This window comes from Pararhizobium mangrovi, assembly GCF_006516965.1.
Taxonomy (GTDB): Bacteria; Pseudomonadota; Alphaproteobacteria; order Rhizobiales; family Rhizobiaceae; genus Pararhizobium_B; species Pararhizobium_B mangrovi.
Genome location: NZ_VHLH01000008.1, coordinates 1 through 23,010, shown reverse-complemented (window position 1 = coordinate 23,010; position 23,010 = coordinate 1). Strand labels below are relative to the sequence as shown.

General features: G+C 64.8%; 17 protein-coding genes. 9 read left to right on the top strand and 8 right to left on the bottom strand.

Annotated features, from left to right (window positions below):
- Positions 1-16 precede the first annotated feature (16 nt).
- A complete protein-coding gene (locus FJU11_RS06245; protein ID WP_235890846.1) occupies positions 17-1,003 on the bottom strand; it encodes an AEC family transporter in 987 nt (328 codons plus the stop codon).
- A gap of 140 nt (positions 1,004-1,143) precedes the next feature.
- On the opposite strand from FJU11_RS06245, the gene FJU11_RS06240 reads away from it, so the two are divergent.
- A complete protein-coding gene (locus FJU11_RS06240) occupies positions 1,144-2,274 on the top strand; it encodes a pyridoxal phosphate-dependent aminotransferase (RefSeq protein WP_141166178.1) in 1,131 nt (376 codons plus the stop codon).
- 19 nt (positions 2,275-2,293) lie between these two features.
- Here FJU11_RS06240 and FJU11_RS06235 read toward each other — a convergent pair whose 3' ends face one another.
- Both FJU11_RS06235 and FJU11_RS06230 read right to left on the bottom strand, forming a co-directional pair.
- The gene (locus tag FJU11_RS06235) at positions 2,294-2,560 is read right to left on the bottom strand and encodes a sel1 repeat family protein (protein ID WP_141166177.1); all 267 of its coding nucleotides are present in this window, start codon (positions 2,558-2,560) and stop codon (positions 2,294-2,296) included.
- A gap of 440 nt (positions 2,561-3,000) precedes the next feature.
- On the bottom strand, positions 3,001-3,696 hold the full coding sequence (locus tag FJU11_RS06230; RefSeq protein ID WP_407946667.1) for a glutathione S-transferase N-terminal domain-containing protein: 696 nt from the start codon (positions 3,694-3,696) through the stop codon (positions 3,001-3,003).
- A gap of 209 nt (positions 3,697-3,905) precedes the next feature.
- Here FJU11_RS06230 and FJU11_RS18730 point away from each other — a divergent pair, with 209 nt between their 5' ends.
- The 3 genes from FJU11_RS18730 to FJU11_RS06220 all read left to right on the top strand — a co-directional run bounded on the left by FJU11_RS18730 (position 3,906) and on the right by FJU11_RS06220 (position 8,103).
- Complete coding sequence (locus FJU11_RS18730) at positions 3,906-4,037, top strand: hypothetical protein (RefSeq protein ID WP_268935188.1); 132 nt, start codon at positions 3,906-3,908, stop codon at positions 4,035-4,037.
- A gap of 136 nt (positions 4,038-4,173) precedes the next feature.
- Positions 4,174-6,495: an FdhF/YdeP family oxidoreductase gene (locus FJU11_RS06225; RefSeq protein ID WP_141166175.1), complete on the top strand. Its 2,322-nt coding sequence runs from the start codon at positions 4,174-4,176 to the stop codon at positions 6,493-6,495.
- A 108-nt stretch (positions 6,496-6,603) separates the two neighbouring features.
- Complete coding sequence (locus FJU11_RS06220) at positions 6,604-8,103, top strand: AMP nucleosidase (RefSeq protein ID WP_141166174.1); 1,500 nt, start codon at positions 6,604-6,606, stop codon at positions 8,101-8,103.
- On the opposite strand, the gene FJU11_RS06215 is transcribed toward FJU11_RS06220, so the two are convergent.
- Both FJU11_RS06215 and FJU11_RS06210 read right to left on the bottom strand, forming a co-directional pair.
- On the bottom strand, positions 8,072-9,055 hold the full coding sequence (locus FJU11_RS06215; RefSeq protein ID WP_141166173.1) for a diacylglycerol/lipid kinase family protein: 984 nt from the start codon (positions 9,053-9,055) through the stop codon (positions 8,072-8,074). The two genes, FJU11_RS06220 and FJU11_RS06215, sit on opposite strands and share 32 nt — an antisense overlap.
- 112 nt (positions 9,056-9,167) lie before the next feature.
- Positions 9,168-10,835, bottom strand: a complete 1,668-nt coding sequence (locus tag FJU11_RS06210; RefSeq protein ID WP_141166172.1) for an electron transfer flavoprotein-ubiquinone oxidoreductase — start codon at positions 10,833-10,835, stop codon at positions 9,168-9,170.
- Between the two features lie 168 nt (positions 10,836-11,003).
- On the opposite strand from FJU11_RS06210, the gene FJU11_RS06205 reads away from it, so the two are divergent.
- On the top strand, positions 11,004-11,912 hold the full coding sequence (locus tag FJU11_RS06205; RefSeq protein WP_141166171.1) for a uracil-DNA glycosylase: 909 nt from the start codon (positions 11,004-11,006) through the stop codon (positions 11,910-11,912).
- Between the two features lie 237 nt (positions 11,913-12,149).
- Positions 12,150-13,412 (top strand): MFS transporter, encoded by a 1,263-nt coding sequence (locus FJU11_RS06200; RefSeq protein WP_141166170.1) that lies wholly within the window; start codon positions 12,150-12,152, stop codon positions 13,410-13,412.
- Between the two features lie 80 nt (positions 13,413-13,492).
- Here the strand turns inward: FJU11_RS06200 and FJU11_RS06195 are convergent, their stop codons facing one another.
- Both FJU11_RS06195 and FJU11_RS06190 read right to left on the bottom strand, forming a co-directional pair.
- Positions 13,493-14,398, bottom strand: coding sequence for a DMT family transporter (locus tag FJU11_RS06195; protein WP_268935189.1), 906 nt, complete (start codon positions 14,396-14,398; stop codon positions 13,493-13,495).
- A gap of 160 nt (positions 14,399-14,558) precedes the next feature.
- Positions 14,559-16,856, bottom strand: coding sequence for a xanthine dehydrogenase family protein molybdopterin-binding subunit (locus FJU11_RS06190; protein ID WP_141166169.1), 2,298 nt, complete (start codon positions 16,854-16,856; stop codon positions 14,559-14,561).
- An 88-nt stretch (positions 16,857-16,944) separates the two neighbouring features.
- On the opposite strand from FJU11_RS06190, the gene FJU11_RS06185 reads away from it, so the two are divergent.
- On the top strand, positions 16,945-17,859 hold the full coding sequence (locus tag FJU11_RS06185; RefSeq protein WP_141166168.1) for a DMT family transporter: 915 nt from the start codon (positions 16,945-16,947) through the stop codon (positions 17,857-17,859).
- A 92-nt stretch (positions 17,860-17,951) separates the two neighbouring features.
- Positions 17,952-20,600 (top strand): aminopeptidase N, encoded by a 2,649-nt coding sequence (pepN, locus tag FJU11_RS06180; protein ID WP_141166167.1) that lies wholly within the window; start codon positions 17,952-17,954, stop codon positions 20,598-20,600.
- Positions 20,601-20,939: 339 nt separating this feature from the next.
- On the opposite strand, the gene FJU11_RS06175 is transcribed toward pepN, so the two are convergent.
- Positions 20,940-21,932, bottom strand: a complete 993-nt coding sequence (locus FJU11_RS06175; RefSeq protein ID WP_141166166.1) for an adenosine kinase — start codon at positions 21,930-21,932, stop codon at positions 20,940-20,942.
- A gap of 108 nt (positions 21,933-22,040) precedes the next feature.
- Here FJU11_RS06175 and FJU11_RS06170 point away from each other — a divergent pair, with 108 nt between their 5' ends.
- Positions 22,041-22,820, top strand: a complete 780-nt coding sequence (locus tag FJU11_RS06170) for a sulfate transporter family protein (RefSeq protein WP_141166165.1) — start codon at positions 22,041-22,043, stop codon at positions 22,818-22,820.
- Positions 22,821-23,010 lie beyond the last annotated feature (190 nt).

Genomic DNA, 23,010 nt, shown 5'->3' with positions numbered 1-23,010 from the left:
GCGGGTTCGCGATCGTCTATCCGAACGCGGCCTGAGCGACGAAAAGCCAGAAGCCCGTCGTCACGACGCCGGCGGCGGTGCCGAGCGTAACGCTCGTCGAGGCGAGACGAAAACCGGTGTTGAACTGGCGGGCGATCAACCAGGCGTTGACGCCGGCCGGCAGCGAGGCGCTTGCCACCGCCACCTTGGCGCTGAGCGGCGGCAGCGCGAACGCCCAGGCCAGCACGAGAGCGATCGCCGGCATCGCCACGAGTTTGATCCCGGCGAGCGCGCTTCCGGCGAAGAGGTGCCCGCGCAGTCCGAAATCACGAAGGCCCATGCCGAGCGAAAAGAGCGCGAGTGGGCCCGCGACCCCGGCGAGCGCGCCGACGAGCCGGCCGGCAAGGCCATCGAGCGGCAGTCCGGTCAGACGGTAGGCACCGCCGGCCAGAATGCCGATGACGAGCGGATTGCGCGAAAGCTGGCGCAGGAAGTCGATCGCGACGTCACGCGGGCGCTCGGTTCGAAGCGCCATCCCGTCGGCGCGTGCCGCCCAGCGAAAGAGCACGATGGTCGCGACCATCATCAGCGGCAGGTGGATCGACAGGATCAGCGAAAGCATGGCGAGCCCGCGATGGCCGTAGACGCCGTCGATGAACGGCAGTCCGAGCAGCGCGAGGTTCGAGAACGACCCGCCGACGCCGGCCACCACCCCGCCCCGAACGTCCCGGTCGAAGGCACGCCGGACCATCTGATGCGATAGCATCCAGGTAAGCGTGATGGTGCAGAAATACGTCGCCCATAGCGGCCACGGGGATATGCCCTCGAAATCGGCCGTGGCGATGGTGCGGAAGAGGAGGACGGGAACGCCGATCTTGAACACGAAGTCCGCGACCCCTTCCGCCGTCCCTTCCCGCAGCAAGCCGAAAAGCGCGACGGCATAACCGAAGGCGATCAGCAGGAAGACATAGAGGATCGCTTCGGCAAAGGGCGGCATGGCAACCTGAAGAAGAACGGTTCTCAAGGGAAGGAAGCGTCAAGGGCCCGGCCTGCTTATCGCCGCCACGCGACCCCGGCAAGGCGGCATGCGGCGGCTGTCGCTTGAAAGCAGTGGCGCCAGCGTCTACCCAAAAGGCCCGACCGCAGGAAGACAGCGAGGCCTCCATGCCCGAATTCGCGCGTTTCACCGATCTGGTTCGCTCGCTCCCGGCCACGGTTCCCTTCGTCGGCCCGGAAACGCAGGAGCACGAGCGTGGACGGCCGTTCCGCGCCCGCCTCGGCGCCAACGAAAGCGCGTTCGGCCCCTCGCCTGCCGTGGTCGAGGCGATGACGAACGCCGCGCCGGAAGCCTGGAAATACGGCGATGCCCGCAACATCGAGTTGCGCACGGCCCTTGCCCGTCATCTCGGAACGGAAGCCGACACCATCATGCCCGGCGAAGGCGTGGACGGGTTGCTCGGCCTGCTCGTGCGCATGATCGTCGAGCCCGGTACGCCGGTCGTCACCTCGAAGGGCGCCTATCCGACCTTCGACTATCACGTCGCGGGTTTCGGCGGCCGCTTCGTGCGGGTGGACTACCGCGACGACCGGGAGGATCCGGAAGCGCTGTCCCGGGCGGTGCGGGAAAGCGGCGCGCCGCTCGTCTATTTCTCCAACCCCGACAATCCGATGGGCAGTTGGTGGGATGCCGAGACGGTCACCGCCTTCGCGCGCGGCCTGCCGGACATGACCATGCTGCTGCTCGACGAGGCCTATGGCGAGATGGCCCCGCCCGGCACCCTTCCGCCGGTCGAGGCACTCATCGACCGGCCGAACGTGGTGCGCATGCGTACCTTCTCCAAAGCCTACGGCCTGGCCGGCATGCGCATCGGCTACGCGTTCGGTGCGAAGGAGACGATCGCCGCCTTCGACAAGGTGCGCAACCATTTCGGAATGACGAAGCTCAGCCAGATCGCGGCCGTCGAAGCGCTGAAGGATCAAGCGCACCTTGATACCGTGCTCGGCGAGATCGAAACGGCGCGCCGGCGCATTTCCGACATCGCCCGACAGAACGGGCTGACGCCCCTGCCCTCGGCGACGAATTTCGTGGCCATCGACTGCGGCCGCGATGGCGATTACGCGCGCGCCGTGCTTGGCGAACTTGTCGCGCGCGACGTCTTCGTGCGCATGCCTTCGGTCGCCCCGCTCGACCGATGCATCCGGGTCAGTGCCGCGCCGGAGGCCGAACTCGCCGTTTTCGAGGCGGAGCTTCCGGCCGCGCTTTCGGCTGCCGCGGCGGTTTCCCGGCCAGCCTGAGCGAAGGGCGAGACGGTGCTCAGTGCACCGTCATCCATTCGCGGGCGGCGCGTAGGGCGCGGGCGAGATCGCTCTTCGTCATCATCGCAGCAATATCGGTGCGCAGTTCGCTCGCACGGTCGGAGCCCTTCACGGCGGCGATGTTGAACCATTTGTGCGCGGCCACGAGGTCGACCGCGACGCTGCGGCCGGTGGCATAGCAAAGGCCCATCTCGCACAGCGCGTCGGCCTCCGCCTTGCCGCCGATCATTGCCCGGTTCTCGTCGAAAAGTTCAAAGCGTGCCATTGTCTTCGTCCCTGTCGGTTTCGTTTCGTTCGTGCCCGGCCGGTCTTCGGCGCGGGCGCCTTCGCCTGTTCAACTCGCGAGAGCTTCCGCTCTTCTTTCGAGGCCCTTTTCCGGGCCCGTCCGCCCCGTTTTCCGGGGTCCGTTCGATGATTGAGAGAATGCCGCAAAGGCTTGAAACGGCCGTTAAATTGCATCCTTAATTTGCGGAAAACAAAGCTAAAATGCTTTGTAAACTTGTCTCTTCGTTAAGGATGCAAGTGCCGGCGGAAGCGGCCTTTTCGACCGATTTTTACGAAGGATTCACGCCTCGATTTCAACGCTTCGCTAACCCTGCCCGAAGCTCGACTTTTTACGAGCAGCAAGGAATGCCGGCGCCGGAACGAAAAATGGCGGCCCGAAGGCCGGCATTCTCGAATGTTCCGACGATGCCGGATGTCCGGTCAGCGGGCGCGCTGGCCGAAAAGCACCTTCTGCGCGTCCTTGTCGTCGGCGAGGTTGTTTCGGTGCTCCTGGCCGAGTTCCATGCCGCGCTTGACGGCGGGGCGCGCCTTCACCGTCTCCAGCCAACGCTTGAGGTGTGGAAATTCCTCGATGTCCTGACCCTGCGATTCCGGACGCACCCAACCGACGCTCGCCATGTCGGCGATCGAATAGTCGCCGGCGATATATTCGCGATCGGCAAGCTGCCGGTTCAGCACGCCGTAGAGGCGATGGACCTCGTTGGTGTAACGCTCGATGCCGTAGGGAATGGTCTCCGGCGCGTAATTGCGGAAATGGTGCGCCTGTCCCGCCATCGGGCCGAGGCCGCCCATCTGCCAGAACAACCACTCCTCGACCTTCGTGCGGGCGCGTTCGTCGGCAGGATAGAACTGCCCCGTCTTGCGGCCGAGATATTGAAGGATCGCGCCGGACTCGAAGACCGAGATCGGTTCGCCGCCCGGCCCGTCCGGATCGACGATCGCCGGCATGCGGTTGTTCGGCGCGATCTTTAGGAATTCCGGGTCGAACTGCTCGCCCTTGCCGATGTTGACGTAATGGACCTCGTAGGGAACGCCGGTCTCCTCGAGCATGATGGAGACTTTCCAGCCGTTCGGCGTCGGCCAGTAATGAAGTTCGATGGGATCGGTTGTTGCCACAATGCACCTCCTTTGGAGTTACGGGTCACTTAATCCGGCGTCCTTCTCGCGCAAGTCCCGTTGCCGAAAACCTGCCGCGATGCTGCCGCGATCCTGAAAATCAACGCATTTGAATGGTATGTGAAGCGGGTACTCAGTGGTGGTTCAGGGATGGAATGATTAAACGGCGCAATTCGACCGCCCGGTTCTACCGGTACTGGAGACGTCGCATGAACACGCTGGCTTTTCGCTTCACGATCTTCACGCTGATCATCTGCGCGCTTGCGGCCGGCATGAGCTTTGCCGTGCTCAAGGAAAACCGCGCCGTCCTGCCCTATCAGTCCGGCGTCCATTTCCGCTGAGAAGGGTTGCGGGCGCTGCTTCACGCAGCCTTCGCAAATATCGGACGGAATTGCCCTTTTCCGTGAATGAACGCTTGCGTATGGGGCCTGTCGCGCTACCTTGGCATGCATGACGTCTGCGTGAGCGAGGCATGCCATGAAGAGAGCCGAACTGGACGAGGGCTCGATCCGGATCGAACCCTACAAGCACCCCACCGGCGGCTGGGGATCGCTGCGATCCATCATCGGCAAGGCCGAAGCCGAAGGCATGATCCGCTCGACCGTATGGAACCAGCTTCGCCGGCAGAACAAGCCGGAAGGTGTGATGTGCGTTTCATGCTCTTGGGCGAAGCCGAAGAAGCCGCACGAGTTCGAGTTCTGCGAGAACGGCGCCAAGGCGACCCTTTGGGAGCAGACGCGCCACCGCTGCGACGCCGGTTTCTTCGTCGAGCACACCGTCACTGAACTTCTCGAGTGGAACGATTACGACCTCGAGCGCACCGGCCGCCTCACCGAGCCGATGAAGTACAATCCCGCGAGTGACCATTACGAGCCGATCAGCTGGAGCCAGGCCTTCAGGGAGATCGGCGAGACGCTGAACACGCTCGAGCCGACTTCGGTGATCTTCTACGCCTCGGGCCGTGCTTCGCTCGAGACGTCGCATATGTACCAGTTGCTCGCGCGCATCTACGGCTCGCAGAACCTGCCCGATTCCTCGAACATGTGCCACGAATCGACGTCCGTCGGCCTTCCGAAGTCGATCGGCTCGCCCGTCGGCACGGTCCAGCTCGAGGACTTCGAAGAGACCGACATGATCTTCTTCATCGGGCACAATGTCGGCACCAATGCGCCCCGCATGCTCCATCCGCTCCAGGCCGCTCGCAAGCGCGGCGTTCCGCTCGTCACCTTCAATCCGTTGAAGGAACGCGGGCTGATGCGCTTCAAGAGCCCGCAGAATCCGATGGAAATGCTGTCTCCGGGCGAAGGCACGGAGATGTCGAGCGACTATTACCAGGTGCGTTCGGGCGGCGACCTCGCGGCCCTGACCGGCATCGCGAAGCACGTCCTCGAAATGGACGACAAGGCTTCCGCCGAAGGCGGCAGACGCGTCATCGACTACGCCTTCGTCGAAGAGCATACGAGCGGCTTCGAGGCTTTCTGCGCCTATCTGCGCGAGACGGGCTGGGAAGAGATCGAGAAGCAGTCCGGTCTCCACCGGGACGATCTCGTCCACGTCGCCAAGCTCTACGCCAGCAAGGAACGCGTGATCGCCAATTACGGCATGGGCATCACCCAGCACCGACGCGGTGTGGCGACGGTGCAGATGCTGTGCAACCTGCTCCTCATGCGCGGCAACATCGGCAAGACGGGCGCCGGCATCTCGCCGGTGCGCGGCCATTCCAACGTGCAGGGCCAGCGCACCGTCGGCATTTCGGAAAAGCCGGAACTGGTGCCCCTCGACAAGCTCAAGGAGCTTTACGAGTTCGAGCCGCCGCGGGAAAAGGGCCGCGACACGGTGGAAAGCTGCGAAGGCATCATCGACGGTTCGGTGAAGGCGTTCATCGGGCTCGGCGGCAATTTCTCGCGCGCCGTGCCGGAGACGGAGCGCGTCGAGACGGCCTGGCGCGAGCTCGACCTGCATGTGCAGATCGCCACCAAGCTCAACCGCAACCACCTGCTCGCCTCCAAGGCGACGTATCTCCTGCCCTGCCTCGGCCGCATGGACCGGGACACGCAGGAAAGCGGCGACCAATGGGTCTCGATCGAGGATTCGACGGCCAACATCCACGGTTCCTTCGGTTCCCATCCGCCGGTCAGCGACATGCTCCTTTCGGAACCGAAGATCGTCGCCGAGATCGCCAAGGCGACGGTCGGCGGCAAGGCGAAGGTGCCGTGGGACGAATGGGTCGGCGATTACGCCAAGGTGCGCGATGCGATCGAGCGGGCCTATCCGCGCGATTTCGCTCAGTTCAACGAGCGTTTCCGCAAGGCCGGCGGCTTCCACCGCGACATCGCCGCATGCCGGCGCGAATGGCGTACGGAAAACGGCAAGGCGAACTTCATCGCACCGGGCGGCCTCGATGCCGACCCGAACGTGAACACCGATCGCAAGAACGTCTTCACGCTGATCACGCTGCGCTCGAACGACCAGTTCAACACGACGGTCTACGGCTACAACGACCGGCTGCGCGGCATCAACGGCACGCGCATGATCGTCATGATGAACACGGGCGACATGGCGCGCATGGGCGTTTCGGCCGGCGATGAAGTGGACCTGCACGCGGCCGCCGACGACGGGATCGAGCGCAAGCCGGTCGAGCGGCTGAGGGTGGTACCCTACGCGCTGCCCGCCGGCGACTGCGCGGGCTACTTCCCGGAGTTGAACAGCCTGATCGCTCTTTCCCACCATGCGCTCGAGTCGCACGTGCCGGCGGGCAAGTCCGTTCCGGTCAAGATCGTCAAGTCGGCTTCCGCCTGAGGGCACGAAGGCAGACGTTTCGCCGCTTTCGCCGATGGTGCCGTCATCGGGACGGAAACCGGCGGAAACTGTCATTTGCGTCATGCTTTGGCATGTTTATAATGCTGCATGCATAAAGATTTTTCGAATACAGACGCAGTAACGATCGCTTCCCCGGACCGGGCCGAGCCTAAATATTTCACGGACGCCCGGCAGGCCGTGGACGAACTGGTTCGTCTCTACGAACGCAATACGACCTTCCTTATCGATCGCTTTTCGAACCTGAAGGAACACGTGCCGGCGGGAACGCGCTACCGGGCCTATTATCCCGCGCTCGGCCTGACGACGGCGACCTATGGCCATGTCGATTCACGCCTTTCCTACGGACACGTTTCGGCGCCGGGCACCTATTCGACGACGATCACGCGGCCGGAACTCTTCCGCGAATATCTCGAAGAGCAGATCGCGCTGATCCTCAAGAACCACGACGTGCCGGTGACGATCGGCGATTCGCATACGCCGATCCCGCTGCACTTCGCCTTCGGCGAAGGCGCGCATGTGGAAGCCGCACTCGCCGATTCGATCACCGTGCCCCTGCGCGACCTCTTCGACACGCCGGACCTTTCCAACACCGACGACGAGATCGCCAACGGCACTTACGAGCCGGGTCCGGGCGACCCCTTCCCGCTCGCTCCCTTCACCGCGCAGCGCATCGACTATTCGCTCGCCCGCCTGTCGCACTACACCGCGACGAACGCGCACCATTTCCAGAACTTCGTGCTTTTCACGAACTACCAGTTCTATATCGACGAGTTCTGCACGATGGCGCGCCGCATCATGGCCGAGGGCGGCCATGGCTACGATTCGTTCGTCGAGGCGGGCAATATCGAGACGCTTCCGGGCACGCCCGCCGATTCCGCCGCGCCGACGGGACGGCTGCCGCAGATGCCGGCCTATCACCTGAAGAAAGGCGACCACAGCGGCATCACCATGGTCAATATCGGAGTCGGCCCCTCCAACGCCAAGACGATCACCGATCACGTAGCGGTGCTTCGCCCGCACGCCTGGATCATGCTCGGCCACTGCGCCGGGCTTCGCAACAGCCAGCAGCTCGGCGACTACGTTCTCGCCCATGCCTATGCGCGCGAGGACCACGTGCTCGACGACGACCTGCCGGTCTGGGTGCCGATCCCGGCGCTTGCCGAAGTGCAGCTTGCCCTGCAGGAGGCCGTTGCGGAAACGACCGGCTACGAAGGCTACGATCTCAAACGGGTCATGCGTACCGGCACGGTGGCGACCATCGACAATCGCAACTGGGAGCTTCGCGACCGGCGAGGGCCGGTGCAGCGCCTGTCGCAGTCGCGCGCCATCGCCCTCGACATGGAATCGGCGACGATCGCGGCGAACGGTTTCCGCTTCCGCGTTCCCTACGGCACGCTGCTATGCGTATCGGACAAGCCGCTGCACGGCGAACTGAAGCTGCCGGGCATGGCGACCTCGTTCTACCGCACGCAAGTGAACCAGCACCTCAAGATCGGCCTTCTGGCGCTCGAGAAGATGGCGCAGATGCCGCTCGAACGGTTGCACTCGCGCAAGCTCAGGAGCTTCTTCGAGACGGCGTTTCAGTAGCGGTCTGTCCGCCGGCAACGCTGGAAAACCACGACGGTTCTTCTTCGCTGGCGTTTTCGTCCGGCGCCAGGATCTTCAGTTCCCCGGCGTGCATGCGCACCGTCACGTCGCGCTCGAGCGGGGTCAGTTCGCCGTCCATGACGGCGCTGGCTCGCTTGGGAAGCTTCGGAAAGGACAATTCGACGCTGTCCGCACCGCGCGCCTGGACTTCCTCGTTGAGCCGCAGCTTGCCGCGCAGGATGTCGAAGACGAGCTTGGCGACGCCGGCAGGTCGCATGGCGTCGGCGATGTAGACGCCGAGTTCTCCGCCCGAAAGCGTGCTCGGATAGAGAAGCGGATCGTCGCTGAAGAGGTTGTTCGACACCGAGATCGCCGAAACGCGGCGCTCCTCTTCCGCGCCTTCGATGCGATAGACAGAATCGAAAGCCGGCGGGTCGATGATCGTCTGGAAGACCGCGCGCATGCTGGCGCGCATCTTCCCGAACTTCGAGCGGAACTGGTACGAATTGCGCACGCGCACCATGCGGCTGTGCAGACCGACGGAATACTGATGGATGAAGCTCTTGCCGTTGGCGCTGGCAATATCGCAGTCGCGCACCTTGCCGCTGGCGAGCACCGGCAGGGCCGCTTCGATGTCGAGCGGCATGCCGAGCGCGCGGGCGAAGAGGTTCATCGTGCCGGCGGGAATGACGCCGAGGGGCATGCCGTTCTTCCAGCAAAGCCCTGCGGCAAGCGAGATCGTGCCGTCTCCGCCGCCGGCGAGCATGGCGCCGAGATCATCGCGGCCCGAGGCGCGTTTCAACGTTTCCTCGATCTCGTCGCCGCCGACGATGTCGTAGCTGAAGGTGTTGCCTCGCTCGGAAAAGATGCGCTCGGCGTTACCGGCATAGGCTTCCATGTCGGTCGTACGGAAGGTTCCGCCGTCACGGTTGAAAACGGCGTGGATCTTCAAGATATGCTCCACGCCCGGGGTGTCGCGACCGCGTCGGCCATGTCCCAGTCTCCTTCTGCGCCGCGCTCTTGCCGTCGCGACGCGTTCGCCGCGCCGTTCTTACGCGGCGCTGCTACATGTTTTCGTAAACCGGGCCTTCGCCGCCCTGCGGCGGCACCCATTCGAGGTTCTGGTTCGGATCCTTGATGTCGCACGTCTTGCAGTGCACGCAGTTCTGCGCGTTGATCACGAACCGCCGGCGTCCCCTTTCGTCGGTCGTCCATTCGTAGACGCCTGCCGGGCAGTAACGTTCCGAAGGCCCGCCATACTCTTCCAGTTCGGAGCGCTTCTGCAGATAGGCGTCCTTGTTGACGAGATGGACGGGCTGGCCTTCCTCGTGATGCGTGTTCGAGAGGAAGACGGAGGACGGCTTGTCGAAGGTGAGCTTGCCGTCGGGCTTGGGATAGTCGATCGGCCGGTGCATCACCTTCGGATCGAGGGTGGCGTAATCGGGCTTGCCGTGCTTCATCGTGCCGAAGGGCGACAGGCCGGTAAGCTGGTTCGCCCACATGTCGAGAGCGCCGAGTGCGATGCCGCCGAACGTGCCGAACTTCGACCATAGCGGCTTGACGTTGCGCACCGCCTTGAGATCGCGCCCGATCTCGCTGTCGCGCCATCCGGCCTCGTAGCCTTCGAGCGTATCGCGGGAACGACCCTCGGCAAGCGCTGCCGCCGCGTGTTCCGCCGCCTGCATGCCGGAAAGCACGGCGTTGTGCGTGCCCTTGATGCGCGGCACGTTGACGAAGCCGGCCGAGCAGCCGATGAGCGCGCCGCCGGGAAAGGCAAGCCGCGGCACGGATTGCCAGCCGCCCTCGGTGATCGCCCGCGCGCCGTAGGCGATGCGCTTGCCGCCCTCGAAGGTCGGCGCGATGTGCGCATGGGTCTTGAAGCGCTGGAATTCCTCGAAGGGCGAGAGATAGGGATTGGCGTAGTTCAGGTGGAGGACGAAGCCGACCGCCACGAGGTTCTCGCCGAAATGGTAGATGAAGGACCCGCCGCCGGTGGAACGGTCGAGCGGCCAGCCGAAGGTGTGCTGGACGAGGCCCGGCTGGTGCTTGTCGGCCGGCACCTCCCACAGTTCCTTGATGCCGAGGCCGTATTTCTGCGGTTCGCGGCCGTGATCGAGCGCGTAGCGGTGAATGACGCGTTTCGAAAGCGAACCGCGTGCGCCCTCGCCGAGGAAGACGTATTTCGCCATGAGCGCCATGCCGCGCTGGAAGTTCGGACCGGGCTTGCCCGCCGCGTCGAGACCCATGTCGCCCGTCGCGACGCCGGCGACGGCACCGCTTTCGTCGTAGAGGATCTCGCTTGCGGCGAAACCCGGATAGATCTCGACGCCGAGCGCTTCCGCCTTCTCGCCGAGCCAGCGGCAGACATTGCCGAGCGAGACGATGAAGTTGCCGTGGTTGCTCATCAGCTTCGGCATCAGCGCGTTCGGCAGCGTCGCCCCGCCGCCTTCGCTCAGGAAGTGGAAGCGGTCCTGCGTTACCGGCGTGCGGAAGGGATGGTCCTCCTCGTCACGCCAGCCGGGCAGCAGACGGTCGACGGCGAAGGGATCGACGACGGCGCCGGAAAGGATGTGCGCACCCACCTCGCCGGCCTTTTCGAGGACGACGACGGAAAGGTTCTCGTCGATCTGCTTCAGCCGGATCGCAGCCGAAAGGCCGGCCGGACCTGCGCCCACGATGACGACGTCGACGTCCATGCTTTCGCGTTCGGGCAGCGAATCGTGATCGTTCATGCAAATCGTCCTTTCGCAATCGTTCGGCCGGTCGGAGTCCGGTCTCCTGTTTGGCAAACCGTCCGCACAATGTCGAGGTGCAAGCTGGTTTTGCGCGAGTGGACAGGAGCGGATCGCGACCGGCGAGACTGCTTTCGCGCGGCCGGGAAACATTCTAGGATCGCTCCCATGACCGATGTCCGCGAACTTGCCGCCGCAGAGCTCGAAGCGGTACTGCGCTTCTACGCCGATGCGGGCGTCGACTGCATGCTCGACGATGCGCCGGTCGACCGCTTCGCCGAACATTTGGCGCGGCGCGAGGTCCGGCCCGGAATCTCGGCTGCGAGCGGGCCGGACACGGCGAGCGCACAGCCAGTTCGCACCGAAGCCCGGCCTTCGCAGGCCGCCGCCCGCCAACCCGGCACCCAGATCGATCGTGCGGGCGCGACGACACCGACCGCGGACCGGATGGACATTACGGCCATCCCCGACGAGAACGCGGTTCTCGATGCGCGCGCGGCCGCCGCCGAGGCTCAAACGCTCGAGGACCTGCGTGGCGCGATCGCCGCCTTCGAGGGCTGCAATTTGCGCCACAGCGCGAAATCCGTGGTCTTCGCCGATGGCAACCCGAAGGCCGACATCATGTTCGTCGGAGAGGCGCCGGGACGCGAGGAGGACATCCAGGGCCTGCCCTTCGTCGGGCGCGCCGGACAGTTGTTCGACCGCATGCTGGCGGCGATCGACCTCGACCGGACGAACGTCTACATCACCAACATGCTGCCCTGGCGCCCGCCCGGCAACCGCAACCCGACCGCCCACGAGATCGAGTTGTGCCGCCCCTTCGTCGAGCGTCACATCGTGCTGGCGGCGCCGCGGATGATCGTCTTTCTCGGCAACATCGCCAACAAGGCGCTGATGAACACGAACAAGGGCATCCTTTCGATGCGCGGCACGTGGGGCGAATACGACCTCGGCGATCGGACGATCCCCGCGATGCCGACGCTGCATCCGGCGTATCTGCTGCGCAATCCCGCCCACAAGCGCCTTGCCTGGCAGGATCTGCTGGCAATCCGCCTGAAGCTTTCCGACTTACCGTAAATGGCTTGAAAACAGCATCGCGTGTCGCAATCAGGCGCGACGCGGCGAGCGCGAACGCATAGAGCGCAGGCACGGCAGAAAAGTCGATCCGTCACTTTTCACTGCCGTTCCCGATTGCCTTGAAAATGCCCATGATCCAGCGCATCCGCCGGCTCGCACCGGTTGCGGATGCCGGATCGCTCTCTTCAGTTTCAGTCGTCCCAATCCTTCGTCGCGTCACGCCAGCAGGAGGCCTTCATGTTCGCTGCGATCCTTCCCGTCGCGAGCCTGCTCGTATCGACCTTCTTCATGCTCGTGGCGGGCGGCCTCTCGGGCTATCTGCTGCCGCTTCGCGCTGCCGCCGAAGGCTGGACGACGCTGACCATCTCGATGATGGCGACGGGCTATGCGCTCGCCTTCACGGCAAGTTGCCTGATCACGCCGCGCCTCGTCATGCGCGTCGGCCATGTGCGCGTCTTCGGCGCGTTGACGGCGCTGATGTCGATCTCGCTTCTGATGCATGCGCTGGTCTTCGAACCGGTCGCCTGGATCGTCTTTCGTTCGATCGCCGGTTTCTGCGTCGCCGGCGGCTACATGGTGATCGAGAGCTGGCTGAACGAAAAGGTGACGAACGCGACGCGCGGCGCGGTCTTTTCGATCTACATGGTCGTGTCGATGACGGCGCTCATGGCCGGCCAGTTCATCGTGCCGCTCGGCGATCCGCTGACGCTGACGCTCTTCATGGTCTGCGCCGTGCTTTATTCGCTGGCGCTGATCCCGACGGCACTTTCGGGAGCGCAGTCGCCCCGTCCGCTGACCCAATCGCGCTTTCGCCTCGGCCGGCTCTTCACGCATTCGCCGGCGGCTGTCGTCGGCTCGTTCCTCGCCGGCGCGATTGCCGGTGCGTGGAGCAATCTCGGCCCCGTCTACAGCCAGAACACCGGGCTCACCACGGTCGAAGGCGCGTTCATGCTCGCCATCGCCATGCTCGGGGGCGCGATCTTCCAGATCCCGCTCGGACGCATCTCCGATCGCCTCGATCGCCGCCATGTCATGGCGGGCGCCGGCATCGTCGGGTTGGTTCTCTCGACCATCGCGACCATGTGGGATTCGCATCATGTCCTCGTCTTCTTCGTGGCCGTCTTCCTGCTCGGTTCGGTGCTCTTCCCGATCTATTCGCTGAACGTCGCGCACGCGAACGACCATGCCGAACCGGACGACTTCGTGGAGGTATCGAGCGGACTGCTCATCATCTATGGCGGCGGGACGATGCTCGGTCCGCTCGTTGCCGGTTACGTGATGGATCGCATGGGCCCTTCCGGGCTCTTCGCGACGCTTGCCGTCTTCTTTACGGCCTACGCCGGCTACGCGCTGTATCGAAGCCGGAGAAGGCCGCTCGGTGCGGAGGCCGAACGATCGGACTTTCTGGCGATCCCGTTCGCCCGCTCGCAGACGCCTCAGTTCTACGAAATCGATCCACGAAGCGAGGCCGAAACGGACGAGGAAAGCGAAGCGGCCTAGCGTATCCTGCAACCGGTCTGGTCCGGTCCGGCGTTGCGAGGATAACGCGATAAAGGGTCCGTCAGCATCATGCCGAAGCGCTATCCGCTCGGGCCGATCGCCCGGCGCGCCTCGAGGCGCGCCGCGTTCAGCTTGCGCTCGCGGAAGATGAGATAGATGCCGGCCGACACGACGATGCCCGTGCCGACGAGCATCGTCGGCTGCGGCACCGTTCCGAAGATGCCGTAGCCTATGGCGACGGCGAATAGGATCGAGGCGTACTCGAAGGGCGCGACCGTCGAGACGTCGGCGAAGCGATAGCTCTGGGTAAGCAGCATCTGTCCGACGCCGCCGAAGAGGCCCGCAGCGACGAGCAGCGCGACATCGCGCGCATCAAGCGCCGCCCATCCGAACGGCATGGTCGCCAAGCCGCCGATCATCGCGATGATGGATAGGTAAAGCACGACGGTCGGTGTGCGCTCCGTCGCGATCAATCGGCGAACGAGCATGATCGTGACGGCGGCCGACGACGCCGATGCGAGCACGAAGACGACGCCGATCGCTTCCATTTTGCCGAGGCCGCCCTCGTCGAAGAGCGTCAGACGCGGCCAGCAGATGATCATGACGCCGGTGAGCCCCGCCACGACCGCCGTCCAGCGATGGATGCGCACCCGCTCGCTCAGGAAAACGACGGCGAGGATCACGGCGATCAGCGGCTTGGCATAACCGATCGCGATCGCATCCGGCAGCGGCAGCAGCGTGATGCCGTAGAAGTTGAAGCCCATCGAGGCCATGCCGACGATGCCACGCACGAGATGCAGGCCGAACCGGCGGGTGCGAAGCACACCGCCGAGTTCGTGGTGGACGGCGAGCCAGATCAGGATCGGCAGAATGGCGAAGGCCGAGCGGAAGAAGACGATCTGGCCGGGGGGAACGCCGATGCCGCCCGCCTTGATGCAGGTCGCCATCACGACGAACGCCATGACCGAACACACCTTGAGCGTGATCGCGGTGACGGGGTTCGGCGCTGCCGCCGGAACGGCGTCCGGTTCGCGGTCGGCCGATCGAGCGGGACTATCGAAGGAAGCGGGCACGAAGAACCGGCAGAGCCTTTCGGGGGTTAGACGCAAGCGCCCTGCCGGTTGAAACCGGTACGAAAAAGACCGCTCAAACGGCGTTGAGCGCGTTCCAGATGCGCTGCGGCGTGGCCGGCATGGCGATGTCGGTCAGTCCGCGTGCGCGATAGAGAGCGTCGACGACGGCGTTCAGCGTCGCCGGCGTCGATCCGATCGTTGCCGCCTCGCCTGCGCCCTTGATGCCGAGCGCGTTCGTCGTTGACGGCACGTTGCGGGTCTCGAAGGTAAAGTTCGGCAGACCTTCCGCACGCGGCATCGTGTAGTCCTGGAAGGACGCGGTCACGAGCTGGCCGTCCTCGGCGTGTACGGCCTCCTCGCTCAGCGCCTGGCCGATTCCTTGAACCGCGCCGCCGTGAACCTGGCCGAGGAGAAGGGTCGGGTTCACGGTCACGCCGAAATCGTCGACGATCGTGTAGGCGACGATCTCGCTGGTGCCGGTCTCCGGATCGATCTCGATCTCGCAGATATGCGTGCCGTTCGGATAGGTCGCCTCGTCTTGTACGATCTCGGCATCGGCCTTGCGGTCCTCCATGGAGGCTGCCTTCGCGAGGTCGGCATAGGTCATGGTGCGGTCGGTGCCGACGATGCGGGCCTCGCCGTCGACCAGTTCGATATCGGCCGCGGAAGCCTCCAGTTCGTCGGCTGCGACCTTGCGCATCTTTTCCGCCAGGCTGTCGCTGGCCTTGGCGACGGAGACGCCGCCAAGCGGGATCGAGCGCGAGCCGCCCGTGCCGCCGCCCTTCGCGAGGCGGTCGGTGTCGCCCTGGTGGACGATGATCCGGTCGAAATCGATGCCGATCTTGTCGGCGATGAACTGGCTGTAGGCGGTGGAATGGCCCTGCCCGTTCGTCTGCGTGCCGATATAGAGCGTGACCGTGCCGTCCTCGTTGAGCTCGAGATTGGCGGCCTCGGAGCCGGCGAAGGCGCAGGCCTCGATATAGGTCGCCATGCCGATGCCGCGCAGCCTGCCTCGGCCCTTCGCTTCCTCGGCGCGCTCTTCGAAGCCCGCCCAATCGGCACATTCCATGGCGCGCGTCATGTGGCCGTCGAACTCGCCGACGTCGTAGGTGCGACCCGTCGCCGTCTTGTAGGGAAACTGGTCCGGCCGGATGAAGTTCTTGCGGCGGATTTCCTCCACCGGCAAGCCGAGATCGCGCGCGCAGGTGTCGGCGAGGCGTTCGATCAGGAAGGCGGCTTCCGGGCGTCCGGCGCCGCGATAGGCGTCCACCGGTGTCGTGTTCGTATAGACGCCGGTCACCGTCACGTCGATGTTGGCGATATCGTAGAGGCCCGTCGTCATCGAGGTGCCGATAACCGGGATCATCGGGCCGAACTGGCCGCAATAGGCGCCGAGATTGGCCTTGAGGTCGATCTTCAGGCCGAGAAAGCGCCCTTCGGCGTCCATCGCCATTTCCGCGACGACGACGTTGTCGCGCCCATGCGCGTCGACGAGGAAGTGCTCCGTACGGTCGCCGACCCACTTCACCGGCCGGCCGAGACGCTTGGCCGCTTCGAGGACCAGCGGATTTTCGCGGTAGTTGAAGGCCTTCGTGCCGAAGCCGCCGCCGACGTCGTTGGTGACGACGCGTACCTTTTCCGCGTCGATGGAGAAATTGTCCTTGGCGAGCGTATCGCGCACGCCGTGCACCCCTTGCGTCCCGGTCGTCAGCGTGAAGCGGTCGCGCTCGGCGTCGTACTCGCCGAGCGAGGCGCGCGTTTCCATGTAGTTCGAGATCAGCCGCTGGTTGGTAAAGGCGATCCGGCTCACATGCGCGGCGTCGGCGAAGGCCTGCTCGGTCGCGCGTTCGTCGCCGATCTTGTAGGTATAGGCACGGTTGGTGCCGAGCTCCGGCCAGACGAGCGGTGCGTCCTCGGCCAGGGCGCCCGCGGTTTCGGCGATGCCCTCGCCCATTTCCCATTCGATCTCGATCAGTTCGGAGGCGTCGCGCGCCAGCGCCTGCGTATCGGCGACGACGAAGGCGACGGCGTCTCCGACGAGGCGCACCGCGCTTTCGCAAAGAACGGGCATCTCGCGCACGGCATGCTTGCTGCCGTCCGGCTGCGTGGCGACACCCTGGCACTTCATCGGGCCGATATGGGGAATGTCAGCCGCCGTCAGCACCAGATGCACACCGTCGGCCGCCTTCGCTGCCTCGGTCGAGGTGATCGTGAAACGGGCGGCGGAATACGGCGAACGCACCACGTAGGCCGAAAGCGTGCCTTCGGGATGGACATCGTCGGTGTATCGGCCACGACCGGTGACGAGCGGCATATCCTCCTTGCGCAGTGCGGAGGCACCAACGCCGAACTTCGGTGTAGCGATATTCATTCCCAAGCCTGTAGGTTGTCGTCGGATGAGGTCGTGGCCGCAGCAAGCGGCCATGGTTCGATACCCGAGCTTAAACCCGCGGGGCGAAATGTCGAGAGCGAGTACGCAAGTCTGGTTTCGCAGCCTTTCCGGCAATGCGCGCGGCGCGCTTTTCATGGTCGTGGCAGCGAGCCTCTATTCGGTCATGGCGGCGCTCATCAAGTTCGCCGGCCAGGGACTGCCGGTCATCCAGATCCTTCTCGTGCGCCAGGTCGTCATGACCATCATCGTCGCGCCCGCCGTCGTGCGCAGCTTTCCCGGCTCGCTCGCCACGCGCAATCCCGGACTGCAGTTCCTGCGCGTCGTCGCAGCCATCGTCGCGATGGTCTGCGGCTTCGGCGCGCTGGTTCACCTGCCGCTCGCCAACGCGACGGCGATCGCCTTTTCGAAGAGCTTCTTCACGACGATCTTCGCTATCGTGCTGCTCGGCGAAGTCGTCGGCTGGCGTCGCTGGATGGCGGTCGTCGTCGGCTTCGCCGGCGTCATCGTCATGGCCCATCCCGGCACCGGCGAGTTTTCGGTCTACAGCGTTCTCGCCGTCGTCGGAGCGCTCGCGGCCGGCTTCGTCATGGTCATCATCCGGTATATGGCGCGCACGGATACGCCGCTGACGATCCTGACCTATCAGGCGATCTTTCTCGGTCTCGCGGTCGCCGGACCCGCGATCTATTACTGGCAGCCGCCGACGCCATCCGAATGGTTCGCCCTCGTCGGCGTCGGCGCGGTCGGCTATGTCAGCCAGATGGCCAACATCATGGCGTACAAGGAAGGCGAAGCATCGGTGATGGCGATCTTCGACTATCTCAGACTGATTTTCGCCGTCCTTCTCGGCTTCTATGCCTTCGGCGAGGTTCCAGATCTCTTTACCGGTATCGGCGCGGTCATCGTCGTGGGTTCGGCGCTATACACCGTCCATCGCGATACGCGACGCAAGGCGGCCATCGCCGGCGAAGCGAAAGCCTGAAGGCCGGGTTGCATCGCCTGTCAGGGAGTTTACACCACGACCGGCCTGAAGCGGACCGAAACGACAACAACCGCCTTAGAAAACGAGGTACCATGCGCACCGAAACCGGCACGACGTTCCAACTCTCCGACTATCGCGAGAGCGATTTCATCGTCGACGCGGTGGACCTCACCTTCCGCCTCGATCCCGAACGCACCGAGGTGGTTTCGACGCTGACCGTGCGCCGTCGCCCCGGCGTCTCGCCGGACGCGCCCTTCGTCCTCGACGGGGACGAGGTGGAGCTGAAGAGCGTATCCGTCGACGGCCAGACGATGGCGGAGGAAGACGTCGCGGAGACCGGGAACGGGCTGCGCCTTTCCAACCTTCCGGGCCAGGCGGCCTTCTCGCTCACCATCACGAGCGAGATCGCACCGGAACGCAATACGCAGTTGATGGGTCTCTACCGCTCGTCCGGCGTCTATACGACCCAATGCGAGGCGGAAGGCTTCCGGCGGATCACCTTCTTTCCCGACCGGCCGGACGTGCTCGCCGTCTATACGACGCGCATCGAGGCCGATCGCGAAAGCGCGCCGCTGTTGCTTGCCAACGGCAACTGCATCGAGACGGGCGATCTCGGCGAAGGTCGCCACTATGCGGTGTGGCACGACCCGCACCCCAAGCCGAGCTACCTCTTCGCCCTTGTCGCCGGCGATCTCGGCGTTCTCGAAGACGATTTCACCACGGCTTCGGGCCGCGAAGTGGCGCTGAAGATCTATGTCGAGCACGGCAAGGAGGCACGCGCGGCCTACGCGATGGATTCGCTCAAGCGCTCCATGCGCTGGGACGAGGAGCGCTTCGGACGCGAATACGACCTCGACATCTTCATGATCGTCGCCGTCTCGGACTTCAACATGGGCGCGATGGAGAACAAGGGACTCAACGTCTTCAACGACAAGTACGTGCTCGCCGATCCCGAGATCGCGACCGATGCGGACTACGCCAACATCGAGGCGATCATCGCCCACGAATACTTCCACAACTGGACGGGCAACCGCATCACCTGCCGGGACTGGTTCCAGCTCTGCCTCAAGGAAGGGCTGACGGTCTATCGCGACCACGAATTCTCCGCGGACCAGCGTTCCCGGCCCGTCAAGCGCATTGCCGAGGTGCGGCTTCTCAAGGCCCATCAGTTTCCCGAGGACGCCGGCCCGCTCGCCCATCCAGTGCGGCCCGACCGCTACCGCGAAATTTCGAACTTCTACACGGCCACGGTCTACGAGAAGGGTTCGGAGGTCGTGCGCATGATCGCGACGCTCCTCGGCGAAGACGGTTTCCGCAAGGGCATGGACCTTTATTTCGACCGCCACGACGGCGAGGCGGCGACCATCGAGGACTTCCTCGCCTGCTTCGAGGACGCGACCGGGTTCGATCTCGGACAGTTCCGCCTCTGGTACGACCAGGCCGGCACACCCGTCGTCAGCGTCTCGACCGTCTGGGATCCGGGCAGCCGTCGCTTCACCGCAAGCTTCGAGCAGAGCGTGCCTGCAACGCCCGGCCAGGCGAAGAAGGACGTGATGCACATTCCGCTGCGCTTCGGCCTCGTGCTGCCCGACGGCAGCGAAGCCGAGCCGACGTCCGTCACCGGCGCCCGCGTCACCGACGACGTCCTGCATCTCACCCAGCGCAGCCAGACCGTCCAGTTCGACGGCGTTTCCGCACGGCCGGTGCTTTCGCTCAACCGCGGCTTCTGCGCGCCGATCAACGTGCATTTCGAACAGGCGCCGGCCGACCTTGCCCATCTTGCCCGCCACGAGAGCGACCCCTTCGCCCGCTGGCAGGCGCTTAACGCCTACGCCATGCGCGTCCTCGTCGAGGCCGTGGCGAAGGAACGCGCGGGCGGCACGGTCGACGTCGATCCGGCGCTCGCCGAGACGATGATCGCGACGGCCGAGGACGAGACGCTCGAACCCGCGTTCCGCGCGCAAGCACTGGCGCTGCCCGGCGAAAACGACATCGCCCGCGAGATCGGCAACGACATCGACCCCGATGCGATCTTCGCCGCGCGACGGGCAGTCCAGACGGTGATCGGCAAGACGGGCGCGGAAATCTTCGCACGCCTTGCCGACACCATGGAGACGCCCGGCGCCTACAGCCCCGATGCCGCGAGTGCGGGCAAGCGCGCGTTCCGGCACGCGCTGATGACCTATCTTTCGCTCGCGGACGCTTCGCCGGCACGCGCGAACGAAGCTTTCGCGGCGGCCGACAACATGACGGACCTCAGCCAGCCGCTTCTGCTTCTTGCCCATTTCTTCCCGGAGAGCGAAGGGGCGAATGCGGCACTGGCGACCTTCGAGGAGCGCTTCCACGATACCCCGCTCGTCATCGACAAGTGGCTTTCCGCGCAGGCGACGGCGCCGGGTGCGGCGACGCTCGAGCGGGTGCGCATGCTGATGGAAGGCGAGCACTTCTCGCGGTCCAATCCCAACCGCGTGCGTGCGCTGATCGGCGCCTTTGCCGCCGGCAATCCGACCGGCTTCAACCGGGCGGACGGAGCAGGCTTCGCCTTCCTCGCGGACGAGGTGCTGGCGATCGACGGTCGCAACCCGCAGGTCGCGGCACGGCTCCTGACGACCATGCGCTCCTGGCGCTCGCTCGAGGAAGGCCGGCGCCGGCATGCCCGCGCGGCTCTCGAACGCATCGCCGCGGCCGACAAGCTTTCGAGCGACGTGCGCGACATCGTCGATCGCACGCTTGCCGGATAGCGCCGCCGGCAGTCGTTTGACCCGCCGCCTTTCCGGCGTCGGGTCTTTCTTCATTCGCGTACCTACAGCAGCCCTACAGCAGCGAAGTGCGCCGATATCGCCAACGCAGTCGGAGTTCGGCATGCGAACCGGTTCGCGGGCGGTTCATTCTTGAATGGAAATGTCGGCGATGTCGCTGCCGCACGGCATCGAAGGCAAAGCCTGTCGAAAGACCGGCCGCCCTCTCCCGCGTGATCCTCGGGTCGAGCCCGAGAAAGAGAGGCTTTCTTTGGAGGATCTCGCCTTCGATGCAGCGCGGGCGCGACATCGAAGGCGTTTCCGGGAAAACAATAAACCGCGCTAGAGAATTCCCGCCTCCCGGGCGGAGTCCGAGAGTGCCTTGTCGAGGCGCGGGCCGATCTTCTGGATGACGAGGCCGGCCGCCAGGCTGCCGAGCTTGCCGCAGGTCTCGAAATCCTTGCCGTGCGTGTAGCCGTAGAGGAAGCCCGCGGCGTAGAGGTCGCCCGCTCCCGTCGTGTCGACGAGCTTTTCGATCGGGTGCGCCGCAACCTCGACCTTGCGCCCCTCGCCGACGATCACCGAACCCTTTTCGCTTCGGGTGATGGCCGCGACGCGCGTATCCTCGGAGATCCGAGCGACGGCGTCGTCGAAATCGCCGGTCTCGTAGAGCGAGCAGACTTCTTCCTCGTTGGCGAAGACGATATCGACCGTGCCCGAGCGCATGAGTTCGAGGAACTCCTCACGGTAGCGCCCCACGCAGAAGGGATCGGAAAGCGTCATCGCCATTTCGCCCTTGGCCTCGTGGGTCATGCGCGCGCATGCGCGGATGGCGTCCTTGGCGCGCGGCGGATCCCAGAGATAGCCTTCGAAATACGTGACCTTGCTGTCGGCGGCGATGGTCTCGTCGATGTCTTCCATGCCGAATTCCGCGCAGGCGCCGAGATAGGTGTTCATCGAACGCTCGCCGTCCGGCGTGACGAAGATCATCGAGCGCGCTGTCGGCGGCGGACCGTCGAGCCGGGCGGAATTGAAGGTGACGCCGAGGCTCTGGATGTCGTGGGCGTAGATGTCGCCGAGCTGGTCCTTGGCGATCTTGCCGAAATAGGCGGTCCTGGCGCCGAAGCTCGCAAGGCCGGCCGCGGTGTTGCCGGCCGAGCCGCCGGAACTTTCGACCGCCTGACCCATGCGACCGTAGAGTTCTTCGGCCCGCTCGGCATCGACGAGGTTCATCGCGCCCTTGATGATGTCGTTGTCGGAAAGGAAGGCGTCGTCGCAGCTCGCGATGACGTCGACGATGGCGTTGCCGATGCAAAGGACGTCGTATGTCTTCATGAGGGATTCCGTATTGGTGGAACACGCGGCGGATGGGAAGGTCGCGGCTTGCGGACCCTGCTCTTCCTCACCAGATAGGATCGATCTGTCAACGTTCGGGAAGGTCGAATGATCCTCGACGCCATCCGGCTCGCCGGCCGCGATCTGTTCGCCGAAGAAACCCGCGCGGCCCTGTGGAAGACGCTCGGCCTGACGATCTTGCTGTTGATCGGCGCCTGGTTCGGCCTCGAGGCGGCCTTCACCCATTTCGCGCTGCCGCCGCTCCGCTCGCTGCTGCCGGACCTTCCGGACTGGACCGGCTGGATCGGGCTGATCGTCGGCATCGTGGCGAGCATCGGCCTGGCGCTCGGGCTCGCGCTGCTGATCGCGCCGATAACCTCGATCGTCGCCGGGCTCTTCCTCGACGATGTCGCGGAGGTGATCGAGCGCGAGGACTATCCCGAAGGGCCGGTCGGCAAGGCGCTGCCGATCGTCGCCGCCATCGGCTACACGATCCGGTTCTTCGGCGTCGTCGTCGCCGGCAACCTCGTCGCGCTGCTCCTGCTTCTCGTACCAGGCATCAACGTCCTCGCCTTCTTCCTCGTCAACGGCTATCTGCTCGGCCGCGCATTCTTCGAATTCGCCGCCATGCGCTACCGTCCCGAGGACGAGGTGAAGGCGATGCGGCGCACCCATTCGGCGACGATCTTCCTCGCCGGCCTCGTCATCGCGGGTTTCCTTGCCGTGCCGATCCTCAACCTATTGACGCCTCTCTTCGCGGCGAGCCTGATGGTCCACCTCCATCAGAAACTTTCCGCCCGCGATGGGACGTTCGCCTTGCCGAACCGGATGGCTTCACCAGGGGACAGAGAGATTTCCGTCGAGGCGCCTCCTTCCCGCACGGGCTAACGATTTGCGGAGCCGGTCGGCAAGGCGCCGCGTGACATACCCATGGCTCGCAAAGAGCGCCGAAGCTTCAACAGCAGCGTTTCCGGCCCGTACGAACGCGCTCTAGGTGTGAGCTTTCATTAGGTTGTCCATCCGGTCCGGACCGGGGATGCTGAGGTTGTGAGACTTCAGAGTCCAGGGAGGGACCGGA

Bases quoted from the DNA above. Each gene is read 5' to 3' on its own strand.
- FJU11_RS06170 (WP_141166165.1), top strand. From the start codon at position 22,041: ATGATCCTCGACGCCATCCGGCTCGCCGGCCGCGATCTGTTCGCCGAA.
- FJU11_RS18730 (WP_268935188.1), top strand. From the start codon at position 3,906: ATGAACACGCTGGCTTTTCGCTTCACGATCTTCACGCTGATCATCTGC.
- FJU11_RS06190 (WP_141166169.1), bottom strand. From the start codon at position 16,856: ATGAATATCGCTACACCGAAGTTCGGCGTTGGTGCCTCCGCACTGCGC.
- FJU11_RS06235 (WP_141166177.1), bottom strand. From the start codon at position 2,560: ATGGCACGCTTTGAACTTTTCGACGAGAACCGGGCAATGATCGGCGGC.
- FJU11_RS06240 (WP_141166178.1), top strand. From the start codon at position 1,144: ATGCCCGAATTCGCGCGTTTCACCGATCTGGTTCGCTCGCTCCCGGCC.
- FJU11_RS06220 (WP_141166174.1), top strand. From the start codon at position 6,604: ATGCATAAAGATTTTTCGAATACAGACGCAGTAACGATCGCTTCCCCG.
- FJU11_RS06185 (WP_141166168.1), top strand. From the start codon at position 16,945: ATGTCGAGAGCGAGTACGCAAGTCTGGTTTCGCAGCCTTTCCGGCAAT.
- FJU11_RS06210 (WP_141166172.1), bottom strand. From the start codon at position 10,835: ATGAACGATCACGATTCGCTGCCCGAACGCGAAAGCATGGACGTCGAC.
- FJU11_RS06225 (WP_141166175.1), top strand. From the start codon at position 4,174: ATGAAGAGAGCCGAACTGGACGAGGGCTCGATCCGGATCGAACCCTAC.
- FJU11_RS06205 (WP_141166171.1), top strand. From the start codon at position 11,004: ATGACCGATGTCCGCGAACTTGCCGCCGCAGAGCTCGAAGCGGTACTG.
- FJU11_RS06175 (WP_141166166.1), bottom strand. From the start codon at position 21,932: ATGAAGACATACGACGTCCTTTGCATCGGCAACGCCATCGTCGACGTC.
- FJU11_RS06200 (WP_141166170.1), top strand. From the start codon at position 12,150: ATGTTCGCTGCGATCCTTCCCGTCGCGAGCCTGCTCGTATCGACCTTC.
- pepN (WP_141166167.1), top strand. From the start codon at position 17,952: ATGCGCACCGAAACCGGCACGACGTTCCAACTCTCCGACTATCGCGAG.